The sequence below is a fragment of the Aeromonas allosaccharophila genome, from assembly GCF_016026615.1.
Classification (GTDB): Bacteria; Pseudomonadota; Gammaproteobacteria; order Enterobacterales; family Aeromonadaceae; genus Aeromonas; species Aeromonas allosaccharophila.
Map to the genome: position 1 here is coordinate 921,378 of NZ_CP065745.1, position 24,267 is coordinate 945,644.

The following is a 24,267-nucleotide window of genomic DNA, read 5'->3' on the forward strand; positions in this document are numbered from 1 at the left end:
TGGGTTTTATATGGGGCTTGAATAGGTTTTTAGAAGTTATCCCCCTCGTAACTGTGCCATGAAGGCCATCAAAAGTGCATCTGGTTATGATTTGACGATGTCTGATGCAGATAGCTCATCCAAAAAAAGTTGGTGGAGGAAATCTGGTTGCCAACCCTTGTCGCACCATGACTTTATCAGGCCGATGTCTCCGTATTTTTACAGCAACCCTCCGCTTTACAGGGGATAGAACCATGGATTGGGGGGATACGGATTGGCCGTTGGCTGTTTTATCAGCGCCAATTTCCCCGCTGGCCCTGGAATAGACAAGGCGGCAGCAAGGGTCAGGTGTGCACCAAGCCAGAGGCGTACTCTGTGGCTGGTCTGGTTGGTCTCAAACCGCGTTCTGTGTGGCCGATGCAACTGGTATAAATAATGTGATTGCAACGCAAGAGCTGGGCCGGAGCATGGTTGGGGAACTGGGGGCGATTCAGACATCTGAATACCGTCTACAAGATTTAGATACACAGCGGTGTATGACGAGGAGGCTGAACAAGCTGGTTTCAGGGTCAGCAGAGAGGCTGGCCACCGCAAGCCGGTTCAGCAGTGATAGAACATCCACGGTAATAGTGGAACTGTGTTTTGGGCTGGTGCAGGTTAGCGCTAGGAGCAATGCTAGCGAACAGTCAGACGGCGCAAGGGATGGGATTCAGGGCAACCTGCAGGGTGAGGGCTGCACACTGTGCCGAGGCATCAGCTTGCGTGAGATATAAAAAAACCCTCCGATGGAGGGTTTTTGTCATCAACAACCGGTAAAAAGCCGCGTGGCTTAGAACAGGGTGGTGGAGAGGTTGTAGAGCTCCTGATCGAACGGGCGCTTCATGTTCTCGATGCAATCGATGATGTCGTGGTGTACCAGCTCGTTGCGCTGGATACCGACGCAGCGACCACCGTGGCCAGCCAGCAGCTGCTCAACGGCGTAAGCACCCATACGGCTGGACATGATGCGGTCACGAGCAGTCGGGGCACCGCCACGCTGGATGTGGCCCAGGATGGTGGCACGGGTTTCACGGCCGGTCAGAGCTTCGATATCTTTGGCCAGGGCGTTCACATCGGTGACGTGCTCGCAGATGGTGATGATGGCGTGCTTCTTGCCTTTTACTTCACCCTCTTTGATTTGTTGCAGCAGCTTCTCTTTGTCAAAAGCCACTTCCGGCACGATCACGTACTCGGCACCGCCAGCAACGGCGGCAGACATGGCCAGATCGCCACAGTGGCGGCCCATGATCTCGACCACGGAGATACGGTGGTGGGAGCTGCAGGTGTCGCGCAGACGGTCGATGGCGTCAACGACCACGTTCAGAGCGGTATCAAAACCGATGGTGAAGTCGGTACCGGCGATGTCGTTGTCGATGGTGCCCGGCAGGCCGATGCAGGGGAAACCCTCTTCGGTCAGCTTCTTGGCACCCATGTAGGAGCCGTCACCACCGATCACCACCAGGGCGTCGATGCTGTGCTTTTTCAGGTTTTCGATCGCTTCGGCACGCACGGCCGGATCTTTGAAGGCAGGGAAACGGGCAGAACCCAGGAAAGTACCACCACGGTTCACCACGTCGGAGACGCTGTGACGCTCCAGCTTGACGATGCGATCCTGATGCAGGCCGAGGTAGCCATCATAAATACCGTAAACTTCCAGGCCATGATGCAAACCGGCGCGAACCACGGCGCGAATGGCTGCGTTCATACCGGGTGCGTCGCCACCACTGGTCAAAACACCAATACGTTTGATTTGTTTGGTCATGAGTGCCTCTGGATCTGAGTTGTCAAATACGAATGTTTGGAAATAGACAAGCCACTTTTACTATATCGGCTTTCGTATGGGATGCGGGGGCCGCCATAGGAAAAGCGATACAAGAGAGGGGACGCGCCCCTCTCTTTGCCAGTAATGCGAAATTACTTGGCAGCGCCAGCGATGATCTGGGAGAAGTCGTCCACTTTCAGGGACGCACCACCTACCAGGCCACCGTCGATGTCCGGCTGACCGAACAGATCGGCTGCAGTGGCGCCAGTGACGGAACCGCCGTACAGGATCTGTACTTTGGCAGCAACGGCACCATCAAAACCGGCCAGGTACTGACGGATGTGAGCGTGAACGGATTGAGCGATCTCCGGAGTGGCAGTCTTGCCAGTACCGATGGCCCATACCGGCTCGTAAGCAACAACGGCGTTGTTGAAGGAGGCGATGCCGCAACGGTCGATAACGGCTTTCAGTTGGGTCTCAACCACGTTCTTGGTCACGCCGGCTTCGAACTGCTCCAGAGTTTCACCGATGCACAGAACCGGGATCAGGCCGCCTTTCTGGATCGCTTCGTACTTGGCCGCAACCACGTCGTCAGTCTCTGCGTGCAGGGTACGGCGCTCGCTGTGGCCGACCAGGGAGTAGGTGCAACCGAAGGCTTTCAGCATGGAGGGGGCGTTTTCGCCGGTGAAGGCACCAGACTCGTGAACGTCAGCGTTCTGGGCACCGTAGGCAATCTTGCTGCCAGCGGTCAGTTGCTCAACCAGACCCAAAAAGATAACCGGCGGGCAGACGGCGACTTGTACAGAAGGATGAGCGGCAGCAGCCGGGGTCAGTCCTTTGATCAGAGCTTCAACAGAAGCTTTGGTGCCGTTCAGTTTCCAGTTACCCATTACCAGGTGCTGTCTCATCTTGTATATCTCCTAGGCATTTGATTGCGCGACATTATATGAATTGAACCGAGCCCAAGATAGCTGACCCGGCGGCAAATGACGTAATTTTTTTTCGCTTTCCTGATCCAAATCAGGAATGAATCGCTTGATTGCTCATTCGTTAACCTGCCCTCGCAAGCGAGCCCACCATACCCCAATCCATTCGTGGATGGCAGCTTCGGAATACATCAAATAACGCCCTTTGGGTAAATAACTGTAGAGCGGCTGAGGCACCTGGCTCTGCTTGGCGGTGTAGTCGGTGGGGGCCGGCACGGCGTTGAGTCCCTGACCCTGATAGAGGGCCATGGCCCGGGGCAAATGGGTGGCCGAACTGACCAATGCCACCTCTTTTCCTTTCAGGTGACGACTGATACTGACCGCTTCGTCATGAGTGTCTTTGTTGTTTTCAAACAACGTCATCCGCGCGCGGGGAATGCCGAGGCTCATCGCCATCCGGGCGTTGACCTCGGCATTCGACAGGGGATCCCCCGATACATAACCCGAAAAGATCAGCTCGGCATCGGGATAGGCCTGGGCAAGACGCACCCCTTCGAGGGTACGGGCCAGTGCGATATTGTTCTGCCAGGAGCGCTCGGGCACCGCCGGATCGCTGACATGGCCGTTGCCGAGCACCACGATCGCCTCGATCTTGGGGTGCTGGCTCACCTCGAACGGCGGGTAGGTCTGCTCCAGCCCGCGGGCCAGTTCATAGCTCACCGGCCGCATCCCCATCAGCGCCACAATGAGCAGCGAGAGGGTGGCCAGCAGTTTGCCTGTTTTCTGAAAACGGGTGAACCAGAGCAGCAGCAGGGCGACAAGCAGCAGGGAGAGGGAGAAGGGGAGCGGCATCAGCAGCTGACCCAGCCACTTTTTAATCACAAACACGGCAGACACTTCCTTGAGTTTTCAGCAAATTCGGGATGTGACAGAATACCCCTCTTTTTTTGGATGGCCAAAGTTGAGTTTCTCTTGAAGCAAGATCAGAGTTTTGACGGTCGCGCCGACAAGTTCGCCCGCAATATTTACGACTCCACCAAGGGGCGCATTCGCACCACCATCGTCTGGAGCGACATCGAAGCCTGCCTGGCTCGCCTTGGCAACCGGCCGCTGCGCATCCTCGATGCGGGGGGCGGTTTTGGCTACTTTGCCCAGAAGCTGGCGGCCATGGGTCATCAGGTCGAGTTGTGTGATCTCTCCGCCGAGATGCTGGATCTGGCCCGCAGCCAGATCGCCGAAAAGGGGCTGGAAGACAACATTCGTCTTATCCATTGCCCCATTCAGGATCTGAAACAACACGTGACCGGCACCTTTGATCTGGTGCTCTGCCACGCGGTGCTGGAGTGGCTCGCCGAGCCGCGCCAGACCTTGCTGGGTCTGTTCCCTTTCGTCAATGCCGGGGGCATACTGTCGCTGCTTTTTTACAACCGTCATGGCCTGCTGTTCCAGAGTCTGGTGGTGGGCAATTTTGACTATGTGCGGTTGGGCCTGCGCAAGAAGCGCCAGACTGCGCTCACGCCCACCAATCCCCAGTTGCCGGAGCAGGTCTATGACTGGATTGGGCGAGGCGGGCTCAAGATCATCGGCAAGACCGGGGTGCGGGTGATCCACGACTATATGCGTCACAAGCAGGATCAGGTCGAGAAGTTCGACGATCTGCTGGCCATGGAGCAGCAATATTGTCGCCAGGAGCCGTTTATCTCCCTGGGTCGCTATATCCATGTAATGGCGCAGAAACCCGCCAGTTGATGGGGCCTGATTTTTCGATGCTACCGGATGTAGCCGCGCGCGAGTTTGTGCGCTCAATTACAACAACGAGATGACAACGTCATGATGAGTACATCCCGCACCCTGCCCGAGCGTTCTTTGCCGGAGATAGTAGGGTGGGTCAGGCAGGAGGGGTTGGCGCTGAGCCTGCCTACCGACCGGCTGGCCTTTCTGATTGCAATCAAGACACTGTCCGAAGATGAGTCGGACTTGTCGGAAGCGGCGCTGCACGATGCCTTTGGCTATGTCAGCAACGCTTTTGGCCAGATGGACGAGACCCTCACCGGTCGCGCCAACAACGCCATCAACGACCTTATTCGCCAGCAGTTGCTGTCGCGCTTCAACACCGACATGGTGGCGGGGGAGAGCCTCTATCGCCTGTCCCGTCTTGGGATCGGCATCGTCGACTTCTTTCTCGATCAGCGTCAGGTCGACTCCATCAAGCTTTCCATCTTGCTCGAGCATTTGGCGGCCGAGCTCGACACCGCCCGCAAGGCGGCGCTCGAGACCAACACCCGCGAGCAGTGGGACGCCGAGGTGCTGCCACGGCTCACCTTCTCGCTGGAAGAGACGCTGGGGCGCATCGATTTGACCCAGCGCGCCATGGATGAGCAGCAGAATCAGGTCAAGAGCGAGATCGCGGCCCTGCTGACTCAGAACTGGGTCGATGCCATCCACAGCTGCGAAAAACTGCTGCACGAGACCGGCCAGACCCTGCGCGAACTGCAAGATACCCTGGACGCTGCCGGTCACCGCCTGCAGGCGGGGCTGCTCAACATTCAGGAAGCGGCGCAGGGGCGTGACGATCTGTTCCACGTCGAGGAGCTGACCCATGCCTTGCAAGGTCGTCTTGACGTCATCACCAGCTGGGGTCAGCAGTGCATCGAGCTCTGGTCCCGCTACGACAGACATGTCCACAAGTTCATTCGCAACGCCATCGACATGGACAAGAACCGCGCCTTCAGCCAGCGGCTGCGCGACTCCATCCGCAATTTCGAGCAGCACAACTGGCTGCTGCGCATTGCCGAGGAGCCCCGTCTGCTGGAGCTGCGTGACGAAACCATTGCCATCCACGATGAGGAGGTAACCGGCGAGGTGCCCCTCGAGATGGAGTACATGGAGATGGTGGACATCAACCAGGAGCTGGCGGAGCGCATCGAGCGCTATCTGGCCCGTTATCCCGAGCAGGGCCAGCAGCTGGATTTGGCCGATGTACTGCGGGAATACCTGCTGGATTACCCGGCTCACGCCCATTTCGATGTGGCGCGTCTTCTGATCGACCAGGCCGTGCGCCTGGGCCATGCCAGCGGTGAGCGCGAGCTGCACCGCCAACCCGCATGGAAACCCATTAACCAAGCTGGATCCAAGGTTCAGGCCTATGTCATTGATCAATACTGAGTTTCCCTTGCCGCTGCGGCTCGCAGAGGCGATTGCCAACCCCTTGTTTCCGCGCATTGATACCGCCTTGCGCTCCGGCCGTCACATCAGTGCCGACGATTTTGAACAGCACTCGGTGCTGGTGGAGTACCACAACGAGCTGGAGATCTTCTACGGCCGTTATCAGGTGGAGCTGATCAAGGCGCCGGAAGGCTTCTTCTACCTGCGCCCGCGCCCCAGTGCCGACATCGGCACCACCGTGCTCTCCGAGCTCGATATGCTGGTGGGCAAGGTGCTCTGCTACCTCTACCTGAGCCCGGATCGCCTCGCCTCGGAAGGGGTGTTCGCCATGGGCGAGCTGCAAGAAGAGGTACTGAGTCTGGCTGACGAGAAGCAACTGCTGCGGATGGTCAACAGCCGCTCCGGCGGCACCGATCTCGACAAGAAGAAACTGCTCGAGAAGATCCGCACCTCCATGCGCCGCCTGCGTCGCCTCGGCATGATCACCGCCCTTGGCAACAGCGACAAATTCCGGGTCAACGAATCGGTATTCCGCTTTGCCGCGGATGTGCGCTCCGATGAAGATCCGCGTGCCGTGCAACTGCGGATGATCCAGGAAGGAGAAGCCATCTTCCACGACGACGAGATGCCGAGCAGCGATTCGCTGTTTGACGATATCGAGGCGGACCTCGATGAAGAACAACTGGATCTGGAGGTATAAACAGTGCGAGGCAAGTTCAAATCCCTGACCATGGTCAACTGGAACGGCTTCTTCGCCCGAACCTTCGATCTCGACCAGCTGGTCACCACCCTTTCCGGCGGCAACGGTGCGGGCAAGTCCACCACCATGGCGGCCTTTATTGCGGCGCTCATTCCCGACCAGTCGCTACTCCATTTCCGCAATACCACGGAAGCGGGCTCCAGCAGTGCCTCCCGTGACAAGGGGCTCTACGGCAAGCTGCAGCGCGGCCACTGCTACTCCCTGTTAGAAGTGATGAACAGCCGCGAACAGCGGATCTGGGTCGGCGTCCACCTCGAGCAGGTGGCCAACCGTGACAACAAGGTCAACATCACCCCGTTCGCGCTGGTGGATGTGCCGGAGCAACTGCAACCCACCGATCTGTTGCTGGAAAAACTGGATGACGGCAAGGGGCGGGTGCGCGCCTTTGCCGATCTGAAAGGGGCTGCGGCGGAGCTTGGCGCCATGAAGGTCGCCAAGTTCAATACGGTGACCGACTATCACAACTTCATGTTCGAGTTCGGTATCACCCCGAAGAAGCTGCGCGACCAGAAGGATCGCGGCAAGTTCTATCGCCTGATTGAAGCCTCTCTCTACGGCGGTATCTCCTCGTCCATCAGCCGCTCTTTGCGTGAATACCTGCTGCCGGAGAACTCCGGGGTGCGCAAGGCGTTTGCGGATATGGAGGCGGCCATCTATGAAAACCGCCGCACTCTGGAAGCCATTAAAGAGACCCAGGGGCAGCGGGATCTGTTCAAGAACCTGATCACCGAAACCACCCACTATGTGGCGGCGGACTATGTGCGCAACGCCGCCGAGAAGAGCCGTCTCTCCGAGCTAGCCCTCAAGGCACGTCAGGAGCTGGCGGAGAAACGCCGCATTCTGGCCGAAGAGCGCCAGCGCGCCATCTATCTGGCGGACGAGGTGGAGCAGCTCACCAACCGCGAGAAACTGCTGACCGACGAGCTGGAATCCGCCGCCGAGCATCTGGCCAAGGTGATGGCAGCTGTTGCACTGCAGAAGAAGATCGAGATGTACCGCGCCGATCTGGCGGATCTCTCTGACAAACTCGAACAGCAGCAGGCGGTAGTGGAGGAGATCCACGGCCAGCTGCTGGAGGTGGAAGAGCGCAAGGAGCTGGCGCAGGCCGAGGTAGACAGCCTCAAGACCCAGCTGGCCGACTACCAGCAGGCGCTCGATATTCAGCAGACCCGCGCCATCCAGTACCGTCAGGCGGTGCAGGCGCTGGAAAATGCCCGCGAGCAGTGCGAGCTGCCGGGGCTGACCGCCGAACAGGCGAGCGACACCCTGCATCAGTTCCGAGCAGCCGAGCAGAGCCTCACCAGCCGGGTGCTGGGGGCCGAACAGCAATTGGCGCTGGCCAAGGCGGCGGTGGCCGAGCACGAAGCGGCGCTGGCGCTGCTTTTGAGCATCGCCCCCGAGACAGTGCGCGAGGCCGCCTGGCCCACCGCGCAGGCGCTGCTCAAGCGTCACATCGAAGACAAGGCTCGTATCGCCCAGGGGCAGGGGCTGCGCGCCGCGCTGGCTCGCCTCGAGAAAGAGAGCGAGAGCCAGAAAAATCTCTTCAAGTTGCGTGACGAGTTGCAACAGGCATCCGGTCAGCTGATCGCCAGCCAAGATGAGCTGGATATCTTCCTCGAAGCCCAGCGCAACCGTCAGGAGGAGCTGGCCGAGCAGCAGGCGGAGGTGAACCAGCGTCGCGCCAGCCTCGAGCATCAGGGCGCCCAGCTGGGCCGCGATATTAGCGAGCTCACCAAGCTGGCGCCGCGCTGGCTCAAATCGTTCGAGAAGCTCGAACAGCTGCGCGAGCAGAGCGGTCTGCCGCTGGCCACTGCCGAAGAACTTTCTTCCGGCATGCAGAGCGTGCTCGACAAGGAGCGCGAGTTCGAGCAGGAGAGTAACCGCATCGCGGCGCAGAAACAGGCGCTGGAGCTGCAAATTCGCAACCTGCAGCTGGGCGCTGGCGAGGCAGATCCGCGTTTGGCCCGCATCGCCGAGCAGGTGGGGGGCGTGCTGCTCTCCGATGTCTATGACGACATCTCCATCGACGATGCCCCTTACTACTCCGCGCTTTACGGCCCGGCTCGCAGCGCTCTGGTGGTGCTCGACCTCGAAGGCGCCATCGAGCGGCTGAAAAAGCTGGAAGATTGCCCGGAGGATATCTACCTCATTCAGGGCAACCCCGACTCCTTTGACGAGGATCTGGTAGAGGCCGATGAACTGGGGGATGCCGTGCTGGTGCGCACCAGCAAGCGTCAGGTGCGCTTCTCCCGCTACCCCGAGCTGCCGCTGTTTGGTCGCGCTGCCCGGGAAAAACGGATCGAGCAGCTCGACCTTGAGCGCGAAGGGCTGATCGAGGGTTATGCCAAGGCCGCCTTCGAGCAGCAGAAGTACCACCGTCTCTACGGCCACTTCCGCGACTTTATCGGCCAGCATCTCGATATCGCCTTCCGTCCCGACCCCGAAGCCGAAGTGCAGGCCAAGCAGGCCGAGCTGCGCACGTTGCAGGGAACCATAGCCGAGTGCGACAAGCAGCTGAGCGAGGCCAAAGCGGCCGCCGCCCAGCTGACCCGCCATATCCAGCTGGTGCAGGGGATGCTGCCCTTTGCCCACCTGTTTGCCGAGACAGACCTGGCAGCCCGCCTCGAGGCGGCTCACGCCGACGTTGAGGCCCTGAAACAGGCCGAAGCCTTTATCGCCAAACACGGCAAGTCGCTGGAAAAACTGGAAACCATGGTGCAGGTGCTTCGTCAGGATCCGCAGGATCTCGCGGCACTGCAGGCTGCCTATGATGAGGTGAGCGACCTGCTGGCCGAGCAGAAGCGCCGTTGCTACGCCCTCGATCAGCTGGTGGCCCGTCTGCCGCACTTTGCTTATCAGGATGCACAAGACCTGCTGGGCAAGGCCTCCGAGATGAGCGAGCGACTCAAAGAGAAGCTCAAGGCGGCCGAGCTGGCAGCCCGCACCGCCGGTGAGCAGCACAAGCAGATTGCCCAGCGCCACACAGAAGCGCTGCAACTGCGCACCGCGCTCGATTCCAGCGCCTCGGCCAAGCGCCAGACCCTGACCGAGTTCGAGCAGGAGCTGGCGGCCATGGGGCTGACCCTCTCTGACGACATGGAAGAGAAATCCCGCGCCCACAAGAAAGAGATTGAAGAGCTGCTGATCCGCACCCGTTCCCGTCGCACCAGCGCCGAGGCCCAGTTGCAGGTGACCAAGCGCGAGATCGAATCCCTTGGCGGTCGTCTCAAGCTGGAAGGCAAGGATTACTACAGCGCCCGTAAATCACTGGTGGGTCACAAGGCGAGCTGGTCGCGGGTGGTGCGTCTGGCGCGGGAGACCGACGTCGAGAAGCGCCTCAACAAGCGCGAGCTGGCCTACCTTGACAGCGACGAGCTGCGCTCCATGTCGGACAAGGCCCTCGGCGCCCTGCGGGTGGCGGTGGCCCACGATGAGGCCCTGCGTGATGCGCTGCGTCTCTCCGAGGGTAATCGCAGCACCGAGCAGAAGGTGGCCTTCTACGTGCAGGTCTACCGTTATCTCAAGGATCGCATTCGTAACGACATCATCCGTTCCGATGATCCGGTCGAGGCGATCGAGGAGATGGAGATCGAGCTGGCCCGTCTGGCTGACGAGCTCAAGCAGCGGGAAACCCATCTGTCGCTCTCCTCCCACGAGGTGGCGGCCAAGATCACCAACATCATCCGTCGCGAGCAGAACCGCATCCGGGTGCTCAACCAGGGCTTGCAGAACATCGCCTTCGGTCTGGTGCGCGGGGTGCGCCTCAATGTCAATATCCGCGAGGCCCACACTCGTCTGCTGACGGCGCTGGCTGACCAAACCGCCATGCACAACGATCTGTTCGCCGACAAGGAGCTCAGCTTCTCCGAGGCGATGGCCAAGCTGTTCCAGCGCCTGAACCCGCAAGTGGAGCAGGGGGATCGCAGCTATCAGGTGATGGGCGACGTGCTGCTCGACTATCGTAACTACCTGGAGCTGGAGATCGAGGTGCAGCGCGGGGCCGATGGCTGGCTGCGGGCCGAGAGCGGCGCGCTCTCCACCGGCGAGGCGATCGGTACCGGTCAGGCCATCCTGCTGATGGTGCTGATCAGCTGGGAGGAGGAGTCCCGCCGTCTGCGTGGCAAGGACATCGCTCCCTGCCGTCTGCTGTTCCTCGACGAAGCGGCCCGTCTGGATGGCAAATCCATCGCCACCCTGTTCGAGCTGTGCGAACGGCAGGATATGCAGCTGCTTATCGCGGCGCCCGAGAACATCAGCCCCGAGAAGGGCACCACCTACAAGCTCATCCGTAAAGTGCAGGGCAAGCACGAGCATGTGCATGTGGTGGGCCTGCGTGGCTTCGGCTTTAGCGATGACAAGTTGATTGCCTGATCAGTCTCTGGTCCATCCCGACACGGGATGACGGGTAAATAGTTGAAAGGGAGGCATTTGCCTCCCTTTTTACATGGCAGATATGGCAAAGTAGCCGCACGGTCGCTGCTGCATGGCAACATAGTGAGTGCCTTGGACCGATGACAAGGTGAGATCCCGCCAGCAAACGTGCAGCCAGCGTTACCGGCTGAATCGAAGAGTAAAAAGTGCGCAAAGCGAAAAGAAGAGAGGAGAGGGGAAAGGTGCAACATATCCAGAAAGGGCTGCTGTTATCTCTTTGCCTGCTGCTGGCGGCCTGTAGCAGCCGTTATGACGAGAGTCACGGCGGCAGCTGGCGCGGCTATAGCGAGACCGGTTACGCCAGCTATTATGCTGACCGTTATCACGGCAAAAAGACTGCCAGTGGCGAGCGCTATCGCAACAACCTCAATAGCGCCGCCCATATGGAGTTGCCCTTTGGCTCTATGGTGCGGGTCACCAACCTCGCCAACGGCAAGAGCGTAGTGGTCAAGGTCAATGATCGCGGCGCCTTTAAAAACGGGCGTATTATCGATCTCTCCAAATCGGCCTTTAGTACCATCGGCAATATTCGCGAGGGGATTATCAAAGTAAAAATAGAGGTGCTCTAGCAGCCCACTTGTTCAGTGGCGTGAACAGAGTGTCCGTTCTGTATGGCTATATCCTGCAAGTCTGCCCTCTTACACTGCTCCGTATCCAAGAGGTACACCCAATCGAAATACTTGAATGATTGATCTGATAACGGAGCAGATGAAGATGAATGAAGAGAAACTGGTGTCCATCGCAGTGCTTAAAGCTAGAGCCGGTATGAGGGAGCAGCTGCGCCGGGAGTTGATCAAGCTTATTGAGCCTACTCGGCACGAACCGGGTAACTTGGACTATGTGCTGTTTGAATTGCGGGATGAGCCAGGCACCTTTTACATGCGTGAGGCATTCGTCAGCCAAGCCGCGTTGGATAGCCATTGTCAGAATGACTATTTTCAGGCCTTTGCCGCTCAGGCTGAGTCTCTGCTTGCAGAGCCACTGCAGCTTATTTTCCTGGATGAGGTCAGCTACTCTTAATCCATTCGGGCCAGGGGGCCCGATTTTTTATTCATATCTCAAGTGCGAGATAAGATGCGTTTCAAGCAAGTTATCACGCTAGTCTTTTGCCAGCCTGCATCTACTAATCCTCTGATTTTTAATCACTCTCTCCTGTTTCTATCCAAGATATTTTCATCTTCCTGTTAACGGATAAGATATCCAAATGAGAATTTAATTTGGGCTCAAGTTCAGTTGTAGTGGTATAACCTGCTATCGCAGGAAGGCATACCAAAAGATGGTGCTGACCATCAGCGCGTCGATATGAGGTAGGCAGGGAGGACGATAATGGGTATTGAGCTTGTAGATGTACCGCAAAGTGAATTTGAGCAGGTCTTTATTGTCGTGAAACAGGGGATTTTTCCCTATGTTGAGTCGATCTTTGGCTGGGATGACCAATTTCAACGCGAGCGACTAACCAGCTCATATCTGCCGCAATGGTTTTCGTGGATCCTGCATGGGGGAGAACGCATTGGTCTGTTATGTAGCAAGCCATATGAGGATGCCCAGCATGTTCATCTGCTGATCATTTTCCCTCAGTATCAGGGGCGGCAGCTTGGTGCTGCCGTGATGGAACGGCTGCATCAGGAGGCTGAGCGTGAGGGCAAATGCCGGGTCACCTTGTCCAGCTTCACAGAGAACCATAGGGCGATACGGTTTTATCAACGCCTTGGTTACAACGTGGTCGAAGAGGATCAGGCGTTTGTCTCCATGTCCCGGCCGTTGGGCTGTGACCTCGGATTGAAAAAAGTGGTTAATGGAGAGTTGTGATGGCGATTTTGAATATTTTAACGGCTCCCGATCCCAGGTTGAGGCTCAAGGCCGAGCGGGTTGAGGATATTGCTGCCGTACAGGGGCTGATCGATGACATGCTGGCGACCCTGTATACGACGGAAAACGGGATTGGTTTGGCCGCGACTCAAGTCGGGCGTAAAGAGGCGATCGTTATTATCGACTTGTCCGAGAGCAGGGATCAGCCGCTAGTTTTTATTAATCCACAAGTGATAAGCGGTACTGAAAAGGTGCTTGGACAAGAGGGCTGTCTCTCCGTGCCGGATTACTACGCGGATGTCGAGCGTTACAGCTCGGTGGTGGTATCTGCACTGGATCGAAAAGGTAATCCGATTACCATCGAGAGCAGCGATTTTTTGGCCATTGTCATGCAGCATGAAATTGATCATCTGGATGGCAACTTGTTCATTGATTACCTGTCACCGCTCAAGCGGCAGATGGCACTCAAACGAGTTAAAAAATCTCTGAAGTCTGCCAGCTAATGTTTGCGGATAGTGGCTGGCCGTTTTAGTAATGTGGAGAGCAGGCAGAATGAAAGTGGCAAGATGGAATGTCAGGGCACTGTTTAGCCGCAATAGCAATGAGGTGCGGGGACGTTATGGGCTGAAGGCCCTGCTGTTGCTGGGAACATTGTGGGTCGCACTCCCTGTATCAGCCGACGAAGAGCAGCTGCCGGCCGAATATCGCCCCTTTGTGCAGCAGTTGGTCGATGCGGCAGAAGCCCGGGATCATCAGGCCCTTGCCAACCAGATGAAGTACCCCTTCAAGCAGGAGTATCCCATTCCCGCCATCAAAACCCCGGCGGAGATGCTGACCCGTTTTGAAGAGGTATTTGATGACGCCATATTAAAAAGCATCGCGACCTCCCGGGTCGGGCAGGATTGGCAGACCATGGGCTGGCGCGGCATCATGCTGGGCAGTGGCGAGGTCTGGATGGATTTTGATGGCAAGGTCATCGGTATCAATCATCAGACGGCGCAGGCCGCCAAATTGAAAGCCGAGCTTATCGCCAGGCAGAAGAGCGGTCTGCATCCCAGTGTGCGAGAGTACAAGAGCCCCGAGCTGATGTGGCATACCGAGAAATTTACCATCCGCATAGACGAGTTGGACGATGGCCACTATCGCTACGCCTCCTGGGCCAGGGACAAGACGCTCGCCGACAAGCCGGATCTGGTGCTGAAAAATGGCACCGTCAAGGTGGAGGGGACGGGGGGCAATCATACCTATTTCTTCACGAGCGGCCCCTATCGCTACGAGTGCGTCGTCACCGTATTGGGCGAGCGAGGCGTGCCACCGGGTGAGCTGGTGGTCTATAAAAACGACGTCGAGATAGTGCACCAACCGGTGATCAAGGTGCTGTGACACCACGTCATATCACGACTTATAAAGAGCGGCCAGGTGCCGCTCTTTTGCTTTCTGAACCTGACAGATGATTTGCTAGCTTTGCGGCACCCTGACCCCTTTGTCGAGATAGAGGCTGCTGTAGTGGGCGCGGTGGGTGACAAACATCACCTGATGGCGGCTGCCGTCAGAGAGGATAATAAAATCCCCCGCCTGAGCGGGGCTCTGCAAGGAGATCTCCTGCTCGGGGGCGGTCAGGCGATCAACATCTTCCTTGAAGGTGAGGGTGTAAGAGTACATATGGCGCTCCACTGCTGGCTCATATCAAACACTCCGTTGAAGGTAGTTGCTGGTATGGGCGCGCGCGGCGCCCGATTGGCGCTGTTAGACCAAATAGCGGCGATGAGAACGCGCGTGGCTTCAGTCGGGTTGTCATGCAGAGGTGTGCTTGGGGCGTTTACACCAAGGCCATTGGTATCAAAAACGATGGAAAAGGGGCGAAAGGAGGATGAAAAAACCGCCAGCTTGGCGGTTTTTCTTATGCGGTGGGCCCTACTTCAGGGCCTTCTTCAGCTTCTTGATCTTGCCTTCATGCTTGGCAATTTTCTCAAGACGAGCGGCGATCTTCTTCTTGATCTCTTTCTTGCTTGCTTTGGCCATCGGTGGCGCTCCTTTGCAGTGGGGACACATGAGGTGTCAGTATGGGTCTTCCCTTTGACGTCCCAGAGTGCCACAGGGCTCCTTTGTGAACCAGTACTCTGTTGCTTTAATAGCCAGCAGCGTTATGGCTGCAAGGAGCCGAGCCAGCGCAGCAGTTGCTGGCCAACCTGCGGGCTGCCGAGCAGGGCCATATGACTGGTGCGATAGACGATCAGGGTATGGGCAGGAAGAAAAGCAAGCTGATGGCGCGCCTCGCTGTGTTGGCCAAGGGCGCTGCGCAGGGGCACCAGTCCATCGCCAATCAGCCGGTCGGCCAGCAAGCTGCGCTTGGCGGCAGTGGTCGCGGCGATGGCATAGCAGTTGACGCCGCAGGGGAGGGGAAGTGGCTCGCGGGGATCTCGCATGGGCACGGCGGGATCGGGTGGGGCGATCGTCTCGATCACCTTGCCGTGGCGCAGATCCTTGATACCCGTGCTGCGCAATCGTGTCAGTCTGACAAAAGGTTCCGTGTAGGCGCTGGCGGGCAGCAACTGCTCCAGCCAGTGTCCGGCGTGTTCCAGCGGTGCGCCGTGGTGTGGCGTGCCAAGAAAGATCAGGTTGGCAAGGTGCGCAGGCCAGGTGAGCCCGGCCACGCCTGCATGGTGGCAGGCGCTGCGGGCAACCAGCCCCCCCATGCTGTAGCCCAGTATCGTTATCTCTTTGAGGTCTCCCGGCCAGTGGGTGAGCAGCTGCTCCAGCAACAGGGCCAGTGCCTGCCCGTTTTGTGCAATGGGCAGTCCCGAGTTGTAGCGCACGTAAAGAGGCTGATAGCCAAGCGCGTTGGCAAGTTGCTCCCCATGATTGACCGGTTCACCCTGATAAAGGGTCTGCCACTGCAGATCGTTCATGCACAGGCCGTGCACCATCAACAGCACCCGTCCCTCGCGGGGCAGATCTGTCGGCATGGCCTGCCAGTCGAGGGGCTCTCCCTGATAGCGCAGGGTCATGGGGGTGGCGAGGGCGTTATGGCTCTCGACCAGAGCGTCCCCCATCACGCCATTGAGGGTGGCGATCAGTGCCGCGCGTTTGGGCGTCTCGGGAATATGGTGCAGTGGCGGGGTCGGCGGCAGCCGGGTCAGCAACCCGTTGATGCCGCTGCCGAGGGTATTGGCCGCGCCGTGAACCCCCTTGTAGACCAGCCCGGTGATCCCGGATGTCTTCCCCTCATCCCGCCCCTTGATCCCCATACCGCTGAGCACCGCCTGATGTACCGCTTCGGTGATCTCTACCGCGGCAGGCAGCGCCAGGGTCAGCAGTTGTGCCAGCTCGCGGATATCCGAGATATGCCAGGAGGAGGGGGACTTTTCTGTGGTGTCGGTCATGGGAACGCCTTGTGGAAGTCCATCGAAAAGGGGTCGCCTGGGGGGCGGCATATCAACCAGCTTGCGCGGTTTGGCACGGGTTTACCAGTACCAGAGAGTGTGATCCGGGAGCAAAAGGGGCTAATGATAGACCCTTGCGAAGCCGGTCACGGTAACGGCTGGGAAAATCACCTCTACTGCGTCACATGATGTGCTGAGAGGAGGATAAGGATGTCGCTGTTTGATGAGGTTCGGGTACAGGAACTGTGTGCAAAGTTGCTCGATAGCCAGGACGAGAAGGGCTGCTCCCTTGAGAGCCGGCATGGCCGCGAGTTGAAGGAGCTGTTGCAGGCGGTGGGCGGAGTCGAGTCAGTTGGGCGCAGTGCCCGTCATATATTGACCGAGGCGGGGCGGACTTATTTGCTCGGGCAGCTAGCGCAGGTGGTGCCCCCCGAGCCGGACAAGCGTGAACAGTTGCAACGCCTGGGTGTGAGTTTGCCTGCACGGCTCAATCAGGCCAGTTTTTATGCGCTCTGGCATGGAGACAGCAAGCATTCGCGCAGTGAATGCCCGGATCCACAGCTGGCGGATTTGACGCTCACGCAAGATGAAGTGATCCGCATCCGTACCCTCGAACCGCTCTCGCTGGTCGATCGGCACGGTCAGCAGCACGATATGACGGCGGTGATGGCGCTGCTGGGGGAGTTGGCGTTGCCGGAGCGGGCATTGGCAACGCTGGCGGCCATCGATTGGCAGGGGGAGCGCGTTATTACGGTGGAGAACAAGGGGGCCTTTGTCGACTACCCGCTGCAACCCGGGCAACTGCTGCTCTTTGCCCCCGGTCGCAATACCACCCTGGCCAAACGGCTGATCCCGCTGTTGCCTGCGGGCGTGCAGTGGGCCCATTTCGGCGATCTCGATCAACGGGGTATCGACATTGCCATCGAGCTGGCGCGTGAGCTGCAGCGTCCGGCCATGCTCTGGCTCCCCAGTGAGCTGCGGCCTTATCTGGATCACTACGCCCGTCCGGTGCGCACCTTTGCGACGGACAGTGGCAAGGTGCCCTGGCGTGTGACGAAGCCGGCTGATCAGGGCGATGGTCATGTCATGACGGCAGGCGTTCCCTGGCTCGATGAACTGGTGACGAAGGGAGCTTGGCTGGAACAGGAGGTGTTGATCCTGGCTGCGCGCTGGCAGTGCTGGCCATTGGCCATCGCGGGCAGTTGAATCCAAAAGGGGCATTATCATAATGATAACGGTCAGCACGGTTATATCATTTCAGCCCCTGAAACTGACCGTTGATGATAATTCTCACCAACGCAGGGATATTGCCTCTGATTATTATCACTCGGCTATTTTATGGCCTGGCCGTCCCGCTCACCTTTTTATGGAATAAACCGCTGAAATAGCCGCCGCTTTTGTGCTCTGCATCACACACTTTCGCCATTTATTAATATCTGCCTGCATTTTTGTAGTTTGGCACGCTTATTGATTGCCTTACATCGACGCTAACCGATGAGCTCACCCACAACCGGGATGCTGGTGACATCGTGAGTGAAAGGGGAGCTATCCATATCTCATCCAATGATTGGGGCGAACGATGAAAGCAGTTAACGAATTAATCAAAGAGATCAGAGCACTCAAATCCAACCTGCATGAAAAAGATTTTCTGCTGACCTGGGAGCAAACTCCTCAGGAGCTGGAGCTGGTATTGAAACTGGCCGAATCCCTCAAGACCCTGCGCGCCGAAAATATCTCTACCAAACTGTTTAATAGCGGGCTCGGTATCTCGGTTTTCCGCGATAACTCCACCCGAACCCGCTTCTCTTACGCCTCCGCCCTCAACCTGCTCGGTCTGGCCCAGCAGGATCTGGATGAGGGTAAATCCCAGATCGCCCACGGCGAGACCGTCCGTGAAACGGCCAACATGATCTCGTTTTGCGCCGATGCCATCGGTATCCGTGATGACATGTTCCTCGGTGCCGGTAACGCCTATATGCGCGAAGTGGGCGCTGCACTGGACGAAGGATTCGAGAAGGGCGTGCTGCCCCAGCGTCCGGCACTGGTCAACCTGCAGTGCGACATTGATCACCCGACCCAGTCGATGGCTGATCTCGCCTGGTTGCAAGAGCACTTCGGCAGCCTGGAGAGCCTCAAGGGCAAGAAGATTGCCATGACCTGGGCCTACTCCCCGAGCTACGGCAAGCCGCTCTCCGTGCCGCAGGGCATCATCGGCCTGATGACCCGCTTTGGCATGGACGTGACCCTGGCCCATCCGGAAGGGTATGACCTGATCCCGGACGTGATCGAAGTGGCCAAGGAGAATGCCAAGGCCTCCGGCGGCAGCTTCCGTCAGGTCACCTCCATGGAAGAGGCGTTCAAGGATGCGGATATCGTCTATCCCAAGTCCTGGGCTCCCTACAAGGTGATGGAGCAGCGCACCGAGTTGCTGCGCGCCAATGACCACGCTGGCCTCAAAGATCTGGAAAAACACTGCCTGGAGCAGAACGCCAAGCACAAGGATTGGCACTGCACCGAGGAGATGATGAAGCTCACCAAGGGGGGCGAAGCGCTCTATATGCACTGCCTGCCCGCCGATATTTCTGGCGTCTCCTGCAAAGAGGGTGAAGTGACCGAAGGGGTATTCGAGAAATACCGCATAGCCACTTACAAAGAGGCGAGCTGGAAGCCCTATATTATCGCCGCCATGATCATGGCCCGTAAATTCTCCGCCCCGGCAGAAACCCTGGAAAATCTGATTAAAGAGGCGCAAAAGCGGGTGAAATAAATAACGGCAGGGCAGGGTGAATATTCATCCTGCCCACGCTGTCGAATTCATTATTTTGAGTTTTCTCCCCGTGGTATCTGAATAACGGATCTCCCGGCGAGGCAGCTCTTTGTCAGGTAACGCCTAGTGAGGTAAGCATGTCCCAATTTTCTTTGAAGATGGATATTGCCGATAACCGCTTTTTTACCGCCGAGCCATCACCGCTGTTTTCCCGTGTTGAAGCACAAAAGGCTCGCGCTTTTCATAAAAAACTGGCCGGTTATGAGCCGACCCCATTGTGCGACCTGAAAGATCTGGCCGCCTATATCGGGGTGAAAAATATATTGGTCAAGGATGAGTCAAAACGCTTTGGCCTCAATGCCTTCAAGATGCTGGGTGGCGTTTATGCCATCGCCAACCTGCTCTGTGAAAAATACGGGGTGGCCATCGAGGATTTCTCCTTCGATCTGATCAAACGCACCATCAAGGAGCCGATGACCTTCGCCACCACCACAGATGGCAACCACGGTCGCGGTGTTGCCTGGGCCGCCAAGCAGGTGGGCCAGCATGCGGTGGTCTACATGCCCAAGGGCTCTGCCCAGGAGCGGGTGGATCACATCCTCAACCTCGGTGCCGAGTGCATTGTCACCGACATGAACTATGACGACACCGTGCGCCTGACCATGAAGATGGCCGAAGAGCGCGGCTGGCACATAGTGCAAGACACCGCCTGGGAGGGCTACACCAAGATCCCGACCTGGATCATGCAGGGTTACTCCACTCTGGCCGACGAAGCGGTCGAGCAGATGCAGGCCATGGGCATCAAGCAGCCCACCCACGTGCTGCTGCAGGCCGGGGTCGGGGCGCTGGCGGGCGGCGTGCTCGGCTATCTGGTGGACTGCTTCGGGGCGAAAAACCTGCACAGCATAGTCGTCGAGCCGGATCAGGCCGACTGCATCTACCGCTCCGGTGTGGCGGGGGAGATGGTCAACGTGGGGGGCGACATGCGCACCATCATGGCCGGTCTCGCCTGCGGTGAACCCAATCCGCTCGGCTGGCCGCTGCTCAGAAGCTGCACCACCCAGTTCATCTCCTGCCACGACAAGGTGTCGGCGCTGGGCATGCGGGTGCTGGGCAACCCCCTTGGCAATGATCCCCGCATCATCTCCGGCGAATCCGGCTCGGTCGGTACCGGCGTGCTGGCGGCGGTGCGTCACCACCCGGATCGCGCGGCGCTGATGGAACGTCTGGGGCTAAGTCGCGACTCCGTGGTGTTGATCATCAACACCGAAGGGGACACCGATGTGACCCACTACCGGGAAGTGGTGTGGGAAGGCAAACACCCGGCCTGCGAGTAACTCCGGCTGCGAGTAAGCAACCACGAATCAAAGAATTGATCGCGCCTCGCCAACGGGGCGCGGTAACGGGCACAGGGCGCTGCCGATGAACAGGCCGCGCACTCTCAGTTGTTATGGAGAATCACAATGAGCAAGCAAATTCCGTTTGAAATGGTGTTGGAGAAGGCCTACCAGTACAAGGCCGAGATGAGTCAGTTCCTGCGCGACATGATCGCCATCCCGAGCGAGAGCTGCGATGAAGAGCGCGTGGTGCTGCGCATCAAGCAGGAGATGGAGAAGGTTGGTTTTGACAAGGTCGAGATCGACCCCATGGGTAACGTGCTGGGCTATATCGGCCACGGTCCGCACCTGATCGCCATGGATGCCCATATCGATACCGTCGGTGTCGGCAACCGCGCCAACTGGACCTTCGACCCCTATGAGGGAATGGAAGATCACGAGATCATCGGCGGTCGCGGCGCATCTGACCAAGAAGGCGGCATGGCCTCCATGGTTTATGCCGGCAAGATCATCAAGGATCTGGGACTGGAAGACGAGTACACCCTGCTGGTGACCGGTACCGTGCAGGAAGAGGATTGCGACGGTCTCTGCTGGCAGTACATCATCGAGCAGAGCAAGATCCGCCCCGAGTTCGTGGTCAGTACCGAACCGACTGATTGCCAGATCTACCGTGGCCAACGCGGCCGCATGGAGATCCGCGTCGAGGTGCAGGGCGTCAGCTGCCACGGCTCCGCGCCGGAGCGCGGTGACAACGCCATCTTCAAGATGGGCCCGATCCTCGGTGAATTGCAGGAGCTGAGCCACAACCTCGGCAACGATGACTTCCTCGGCAAGGGCACCCTGACCGTCTCCGAGATCTTCTTCACTTCGCCAAGTCGCTGCGCCGTGGCCGACAGTTGCGCCGTCTCCATCGACCGTCGTCTGACCTGGGGCGAGACCTGGCAAGGTGCGCTGGACGAGATCCGTGCGCTGCCAGCGGTAAAAGCCGCCGGTGCCGAGGTCTCCATGTATCTGTACGACCGTCCGGCCTACACCGGTCTGGTCTACCCGACCGAGTGCTACTTCCCGACCTGGAAAGTGGAAGAGGATCACATCACCGTCAAGACCCTCTCCAAGGCGTACACCCAGCTGTTCAACAAGGCGCCGGTGGTCGACAAGTGGACCTTCTCGACCAACGGGGTCTCCATCATGGGCCGCCACGGCATTCCGGTCATCGGTTTTGGCCCGGGTAAAGAGCCGGAGGCCCACGCACCGAACGAGAAGACCTGGAAAGAGCATCTGGTCAAGTGCGCCGCCATGTACGCCGTGATCCCCATGCTCTATCTGGCCGAGCTGGACAAGTAAGGGGTCTGCCGGGCGGTGACTGCCATCGCCGCCTGGCTGTGGCAAATGTGGCAAGTGCCCCGTCTGTGTTGAGGCGGGGCCTTGCTGTTTGAAGCGATGTGGTGTTCGAGGTGGTGGGGATGAAACGGCTGATCAAGAACGGCGTGTTGGTCGATGCACAGGGTGAATATCGTCAGGATCTGCTGATCGAAAACGGGGTGATCCGTGCCCGTGCCGCCGATATCCAGCCCGATGGCGAGACCGAAGTGATCGATGCCAGCGGCTGTTACGTGATGCCGGGCGGCATCGACGTCCACACCCACTTCAACATCGATGTGGGGATTGCCCGCAGTTGCGATGACTTTTTCAGCGGTACCCGTGCCGCCGCCTGTGGTGGTACCACCACCATCATCGACCACATGGGATTTGGCCCAGCGGGGTGCAATCTGCATCACCAGCTGGCCCGCTATCACGATTACGCCGCCGATCAGGCGGTGATCGACTACAGCTTTCACGGCGTGATCCAGCATGTGGATGACGCCATCCTCCACGAGATGGCCGCCATGGTGCAGGAGGAGGGGATCAGCAGCTTCAAGCTCTATCTCACCTACCAGTACAAGCTGGGGGACCATGATGTGTTGCGCGCGCTGGCCCGCCTCAAAGAGGTGGGGGCGCTCGCCACCGTCCATCCCGAGAACGATGCTGCCATCGCGGTGCGGCGGGCGGCCCTTCTGGCTGCCGGTCACCATGAGCCCTGGTATCACCCGCAAAGCCGCCCGCTGGAGTGCGAAGCCGAAGCGGTGGCCCGGATGATCAATCTGGCGGGGCTCGCTGGCAATGCGCCGCTCTATATCGTCCACCTATCCAACGGACTGGGGCTGGAGTATCTGAAACTGGCGCGCCGTCAGGGTCAGCCGGTCTGGGTGGAGACCTGCCCGCAATATCTGCTTTTGGATGATTCCTGCTACTACCGGGAGAACGGGGTCGACTTCCTGCTCAGCCCGCCGCTGCGCTCGCGCCGCGAGCAGGACAAGCTGTGGGTCGGCATCGCTGCGGGTGATATCGACACGGTGGCGACCGATCACTGCAACTTCTCCCACGCCCAGCGCATGACCCTGTCAGGGGGCGATTTCAGCCTCTGCCCCAACGGTTTGCCCGGGGTCGAGAACCGGATGCTGCTGCTGTTTGCCCACGGGGTACTCGGCGGGCGCATCTCGCCGTCGCGCTTTGTGGCCCTCACCAGCGCCAATTCGGCGCGCCTGTTTGGCCTCTGGCCGCGCAAGGGCAACGTGCAACCGGGGTCTGACGCCGATCTGGTGCTGATGGATCCCCGTGGCGAGACCCTGATCCGTCACGCCGCGCTGCACGACAACGGCGACTACAGCCCCTATGAGGGGATGCGCTGCCCCGGTCAGATCAGGATGACCCTCAGTCGCGGCGAGATAGTCGCCCGCGACGGCGAATTTACCGGACAACGGGGGCATGGCCGCTTTCTGGCGCGGGCACCCTTTGAACCACTGCTGGGCGCGGCGGCCCGAGAACAACCATCAGCACAGCGATAGACAGAACAACCGAGCCGGTATGACACCGGCCCACCCTTATCATCGGAGAGCACAAGATGAAACAGCGTATCGTACTGGCCCTGGGGGGCAACGCTCTGGGCAACAACCTGCCCGAGCAGATGAAGGCGGTGCAGAGCACGGCGCACACCATCGCCGACCTGATCGCCCAGGGGCACGAGGTGGTGGTGACCCACGGCAACGGGCCGCAGGTGGGGATGATCCAGCAGGCGTTCGAGGTGGCGGCCCGCCACGAGCCAAAATCCCCCCATCTGCCGATGTCGGTCTGCGTGGCCCTGAGTCAGGGTTATATCGGTTATGACCTGCAAAATGCCCTGCGCGAAGCCTTGCTGGAACGCGGCATTCACAAGCCGGTCGCCACTCTGGTGACCCAGGTTGAGGTGGATAAAAATGATCCCGCCTTCCTCGACCCGAGCAAGCCCATCGGCGGCTTCTTCAGCAAGGAGGAGGCCGAGGCGCTGATGGCCAAGGGCGAGCGGCTCAAAGAGGATGCCGGTCGTGGCTATCGTCGGGTGGTGGCATCCCCCAAACCCGTCGACATCATCGAGAAGGAGACCGTCTCTGCCATGCTGGCCGCCGGTCAGGTGGTGATCACCGTCGGTGGCGGCGGCATTCCGGTGCTGCGGGAGGGCAATCACCTGCGCGGTGCCAGCGCGGTGATCGACAAGGATTGGGCCAGTGCCAAGCTGGCGGAACTGATTGACGCCGACATGCTGATCATCCTCACCGCGGTGGAGAAGGTCGCCATCAACTTCGGCAAGCCCGATGTGCAGTGGCTCGATACCCTGAGCGTGGCTGATGCCAACTGCTTTATCGAGCAGGGACAGTTTGCCAAAGGTTCCATGTTGCCCAAGGTCGAGGCAGCACTGTCGTTCGCCACCTCCATGCCGGGGCGCAAGTCTCTGATCACCTTGCTGGAGAAGGCAGCCGAGGGGATTGCCGGCAAGACCGGGACCGTGATCAGCCTGTAGCGTGCTGCGCGATGACGGGTTGATAGACAGGGGGC

Annotated in this window: 20 protein-coding genes; 15 read left to right on the top strand and 5 right to left on the bottom strand. The window is 58.9% G+C overall.

The window, feature by feature from the left end; all coding sequences use genetic code 11:
• Positions 1–808 precede the first annotated feature (808 nt).
• From pfkA to elyC, 3 genes are all read right to left on the bottom strand, one after another.
• Positions 809–1,780: a 6-phosphofructokinase gene (gene pfkA / locus I6G90_RS04100; protein ID WP_042062659.1), complete on the bottom strand. Its 972-nt coding sequence runs from the start codon at positions 1,778–1,780 to the stop codon at positions 809–811.
• Between the two features lie 152 nt (positions 1,781–1,932).
• Positions 1,933–2,688 (bottom strand): triose-phosphate isomerase, encoded by a 756-nt coding sequence (gene tpiA, locus I6G90_RS04105; protein WP_042062658.1) that lies wholly within the window; start codon positions 2,686–2,688, stop codon positions 1,933–1,935.
• 135 nt (positions 2,689–2,823) lie between these two features.
• On the bottom strand, positions 2,824–3,594 hold the full coding sequence (gene elyC / locus I6G90_RS04110) for an envelope biogenesis factor ElyC (RefSeq protein ID WP_058051526.1): 771 nt from the start codon (positions 3,592–3,594) through the stop codon (positions 2,824–2,826).
• 84 nt (positions 3,595–3,678) lie between these two features.
• Here elyC and cmoM point away from each other — a divergent pair, with 84 nt between their 5' ends.
• The 9 genes from cmoM (at position 3,679) to I6G90_RS04155 (ending at position 14,254) form a co-directional block, all read left to right on the top strand.
• Positions 3,679–4,455, top strand: coding sequence for a tRNA uridine 5-oxyacetic acid(34) methyltransferase CmoM (gene cmoM, locus I6G90_RS04115; RefSeq protein WP_075112213.1), 777 nt, complete (start codon positions 3,679–3,681; stop codon positions 4,453–4,455).
• 81 nt (positions 4,456–4,536) lie between these two features.
• Positions 4,537–5,871 carry a chromosome partition protein MukF gene (mukF, locus tag I6G90_RS04120; RefSeq protein WP_042062655.1) on the top strand — a complete coding sequence of 445 codons (1,335 nt, stop codon included), beginning with the start codon at positions 4,537–4,539 and terminating at the stop codon, positions 5,869–5,871.
• Positions 5,852–6,571, top strand: coding sequence for a chromosome partition protein MukE (gene mukE / locus I6G90_RS04125; RefSeq protein WP_197929841.1), 720 nt, complete (start codon positions 5,852–5,854; stop codon positions 6,569–6,571). The genes mukF and mukE overlap by 20 nt, the downstream gene beginning before the upstream one ends.
• 3 nt (positions 6,572–6,574) lie before the next feature.
• Positions 6,575–11,002, top strand: a complete 4,428-nt coding sequence (gene mukB, locus I6G90_RS04130) for a chromosome partition protein MukB (protein ID WP_197929843.1) — start codon at positions 6,575–6,577, stop codon at positions 11,000–11,002.
• 242 nt (positions 11,003–11,244) lie between these two features.
• Positions 11,245–11,631: a septal ring lytic transglycosylase RlpA family protein gene (locus I6G90_RS04135; RefSeq protein WP_197929845.1), complete on the top strand. Its 387-nt coding sequence runs from the start codon at positions 11,245–11,247 to the stop codon at positions 11,629–11,631.
• Between the two features lie 139 nt (positions 11,632–11,770).
• Positions 11,771–12,082, top strand: a complete 312-nt coding sequence (locus I6G90_RS04140) for a putative quinol monooxygenase (RefSeq protein ID WP_197931151.1) — start codon at positions 11,771–11,773, stop codon at positions 12,080–12,082.
• A 306-nt stretch (positions 12,083–12,388) separates the two neighbouring features.
• Complete coding sequence (locus I6G90_RS04145; RefSeq protein ID WP_197929847.1) at positions 12,389–12,871, top strand: GNAT family N-acetyltransferase; 483 nt, start codon at positions 12,389–12,391, stop codon at positions 12,869–12,871.
• A complete protein-coding gene (def, locus tag I6G90_RS04150) occupies positions 12,871–13,374 on the top strand; it encodes a peptide deformylase (RefSeq protein WP_197929849.1) in 504 nt (167 codons plus the stop codon). The genes I6G90_RS04145 and def overlap by 1 nt, the downstream gene beginning before the upstream one ends.
• 49 nt (positions 13,375–13,423) lie before the next feature.
• Positions 13,424–14,254: a hypothetical protein gene (locus I6G90_RS04155; protein WP_197929851.1), complete on the top strand. Its 831-nt coding sequence runs from the start codon at positions 13,424–13,426 to the stop codon at positions 14,252–14,254.
• 75 nt (positions 14,255–14,329) lie between these two features.
• Here the strand turns inward: I6G90_RS04155 and I6G90_RS04160 are convergent, their stop codons facing one another.
• Both I6G90_RS04160 and I6G90_RS04165 read right to left on the bottom strand, forming a co-directional pair.
• Positions 14,330–14,533, bottom strand: a complete 204-nt coding sequence (locus I6G90_RS04160; RefSeq protein WP_042062646.1) for a hypothetical protein — start codon at positions 14,531–14,533, stop codon at positions 14,330–14,332.
• A gap of 482 nt (positions 14,534–15,015) precedes the next feature.
• Positions 15,016–16,254, bottom strand: a complete 1,239-nt coding sequence (locus I6G90_RS04165; RefSeq protein ID WP_197929853.1) for an esterase/lipase family protein — start codon at positions 16,252–16,254, stop codon at positions 15,016–15,018.
• Between the two features lie 210 nt (positions 16,255–16,464).
• Between I6G90_RS04165 and I6G90_RS04170 the strand changes: the two genes are divergently transcribed.
• The 6 genes from I6G90_RS04170 (at position 16,465) to arcC (ending at position 24,232) form a co-directional block, all read left to right on the top strand.
• Positions 16,465–17,460, top strand: coding sequence for a Wadjet anti-phage system protein JetD domain-containing protein (locus tag I6G90_RS04170; protein ID WP_197929855.1), 996 nt, complete (start codon positions 16,465–16,467; stop codon positions 17,458–17,460).
• 373 nt (positions 17,461–17,833) lie between these two features.
• On the top strand, positions 17,834–19,021 hold the full coding sequence (ygeW, locus tag I6G90_RS04175) for a knotted carbamoyltransferase YgeW (RefSeq protein ID WP_058051514.1): 1,188 nt from the start codon (positions 17,834–17,836) through the stop codon (positions 19,019–19,021).
• Between the two features lie 137 nt (positions 19,022–19,158).
• Entirely contained in the window at positions 19,159–20,358 is a 1,200-nt protein-coding gene (dpaL, locus tag I6G90_RS04180) for a diaminopropionate ammonia-lyase (protein ID WP_182939635.1), read from the top strand.
• A gap of 126 nt (positions 20,359–20,484) precedes the next feature.
• On the top strand, positions 20,485–21,702 hold the full coding sequence (locus I6G90_RS04185; protein ID WP_197929857.1) for a YgeY family selenium metabolism-linked hydrolase: 1,218 nt from the start codon (positions 20,485–20,487) through the stop codon (positions 21,700–21,702).
• A 119-nt stretch (positions 21,703–21,821) separates the two neighbouring features.
• Entirely contained in the window at positions 21,822–23,243 is a 1,422-nt protein-coding gene (gene hydA / locus I6G90_RS04190; RefSeq protein ID WP_197929859.1) for a dihydropyrimidinase, read from the top strand.
• Between the two features lie 56 nt (positions 23,244–23,299).
• The gene (arcC, locus tag I6G90_RS04195) at positions 23,300–24,232 is read left to right on the top strand and encodes a carbamate kinase (RefSeq protein ID WP_197929861.1); all 933 of its coding nucleotides are present in this window, start codon (positions 23,300–23,302) and stop codon (positions 24,230–24,232) included.
• Positions 24,233–24,267 lie beyond the last annotated feature (35 nt).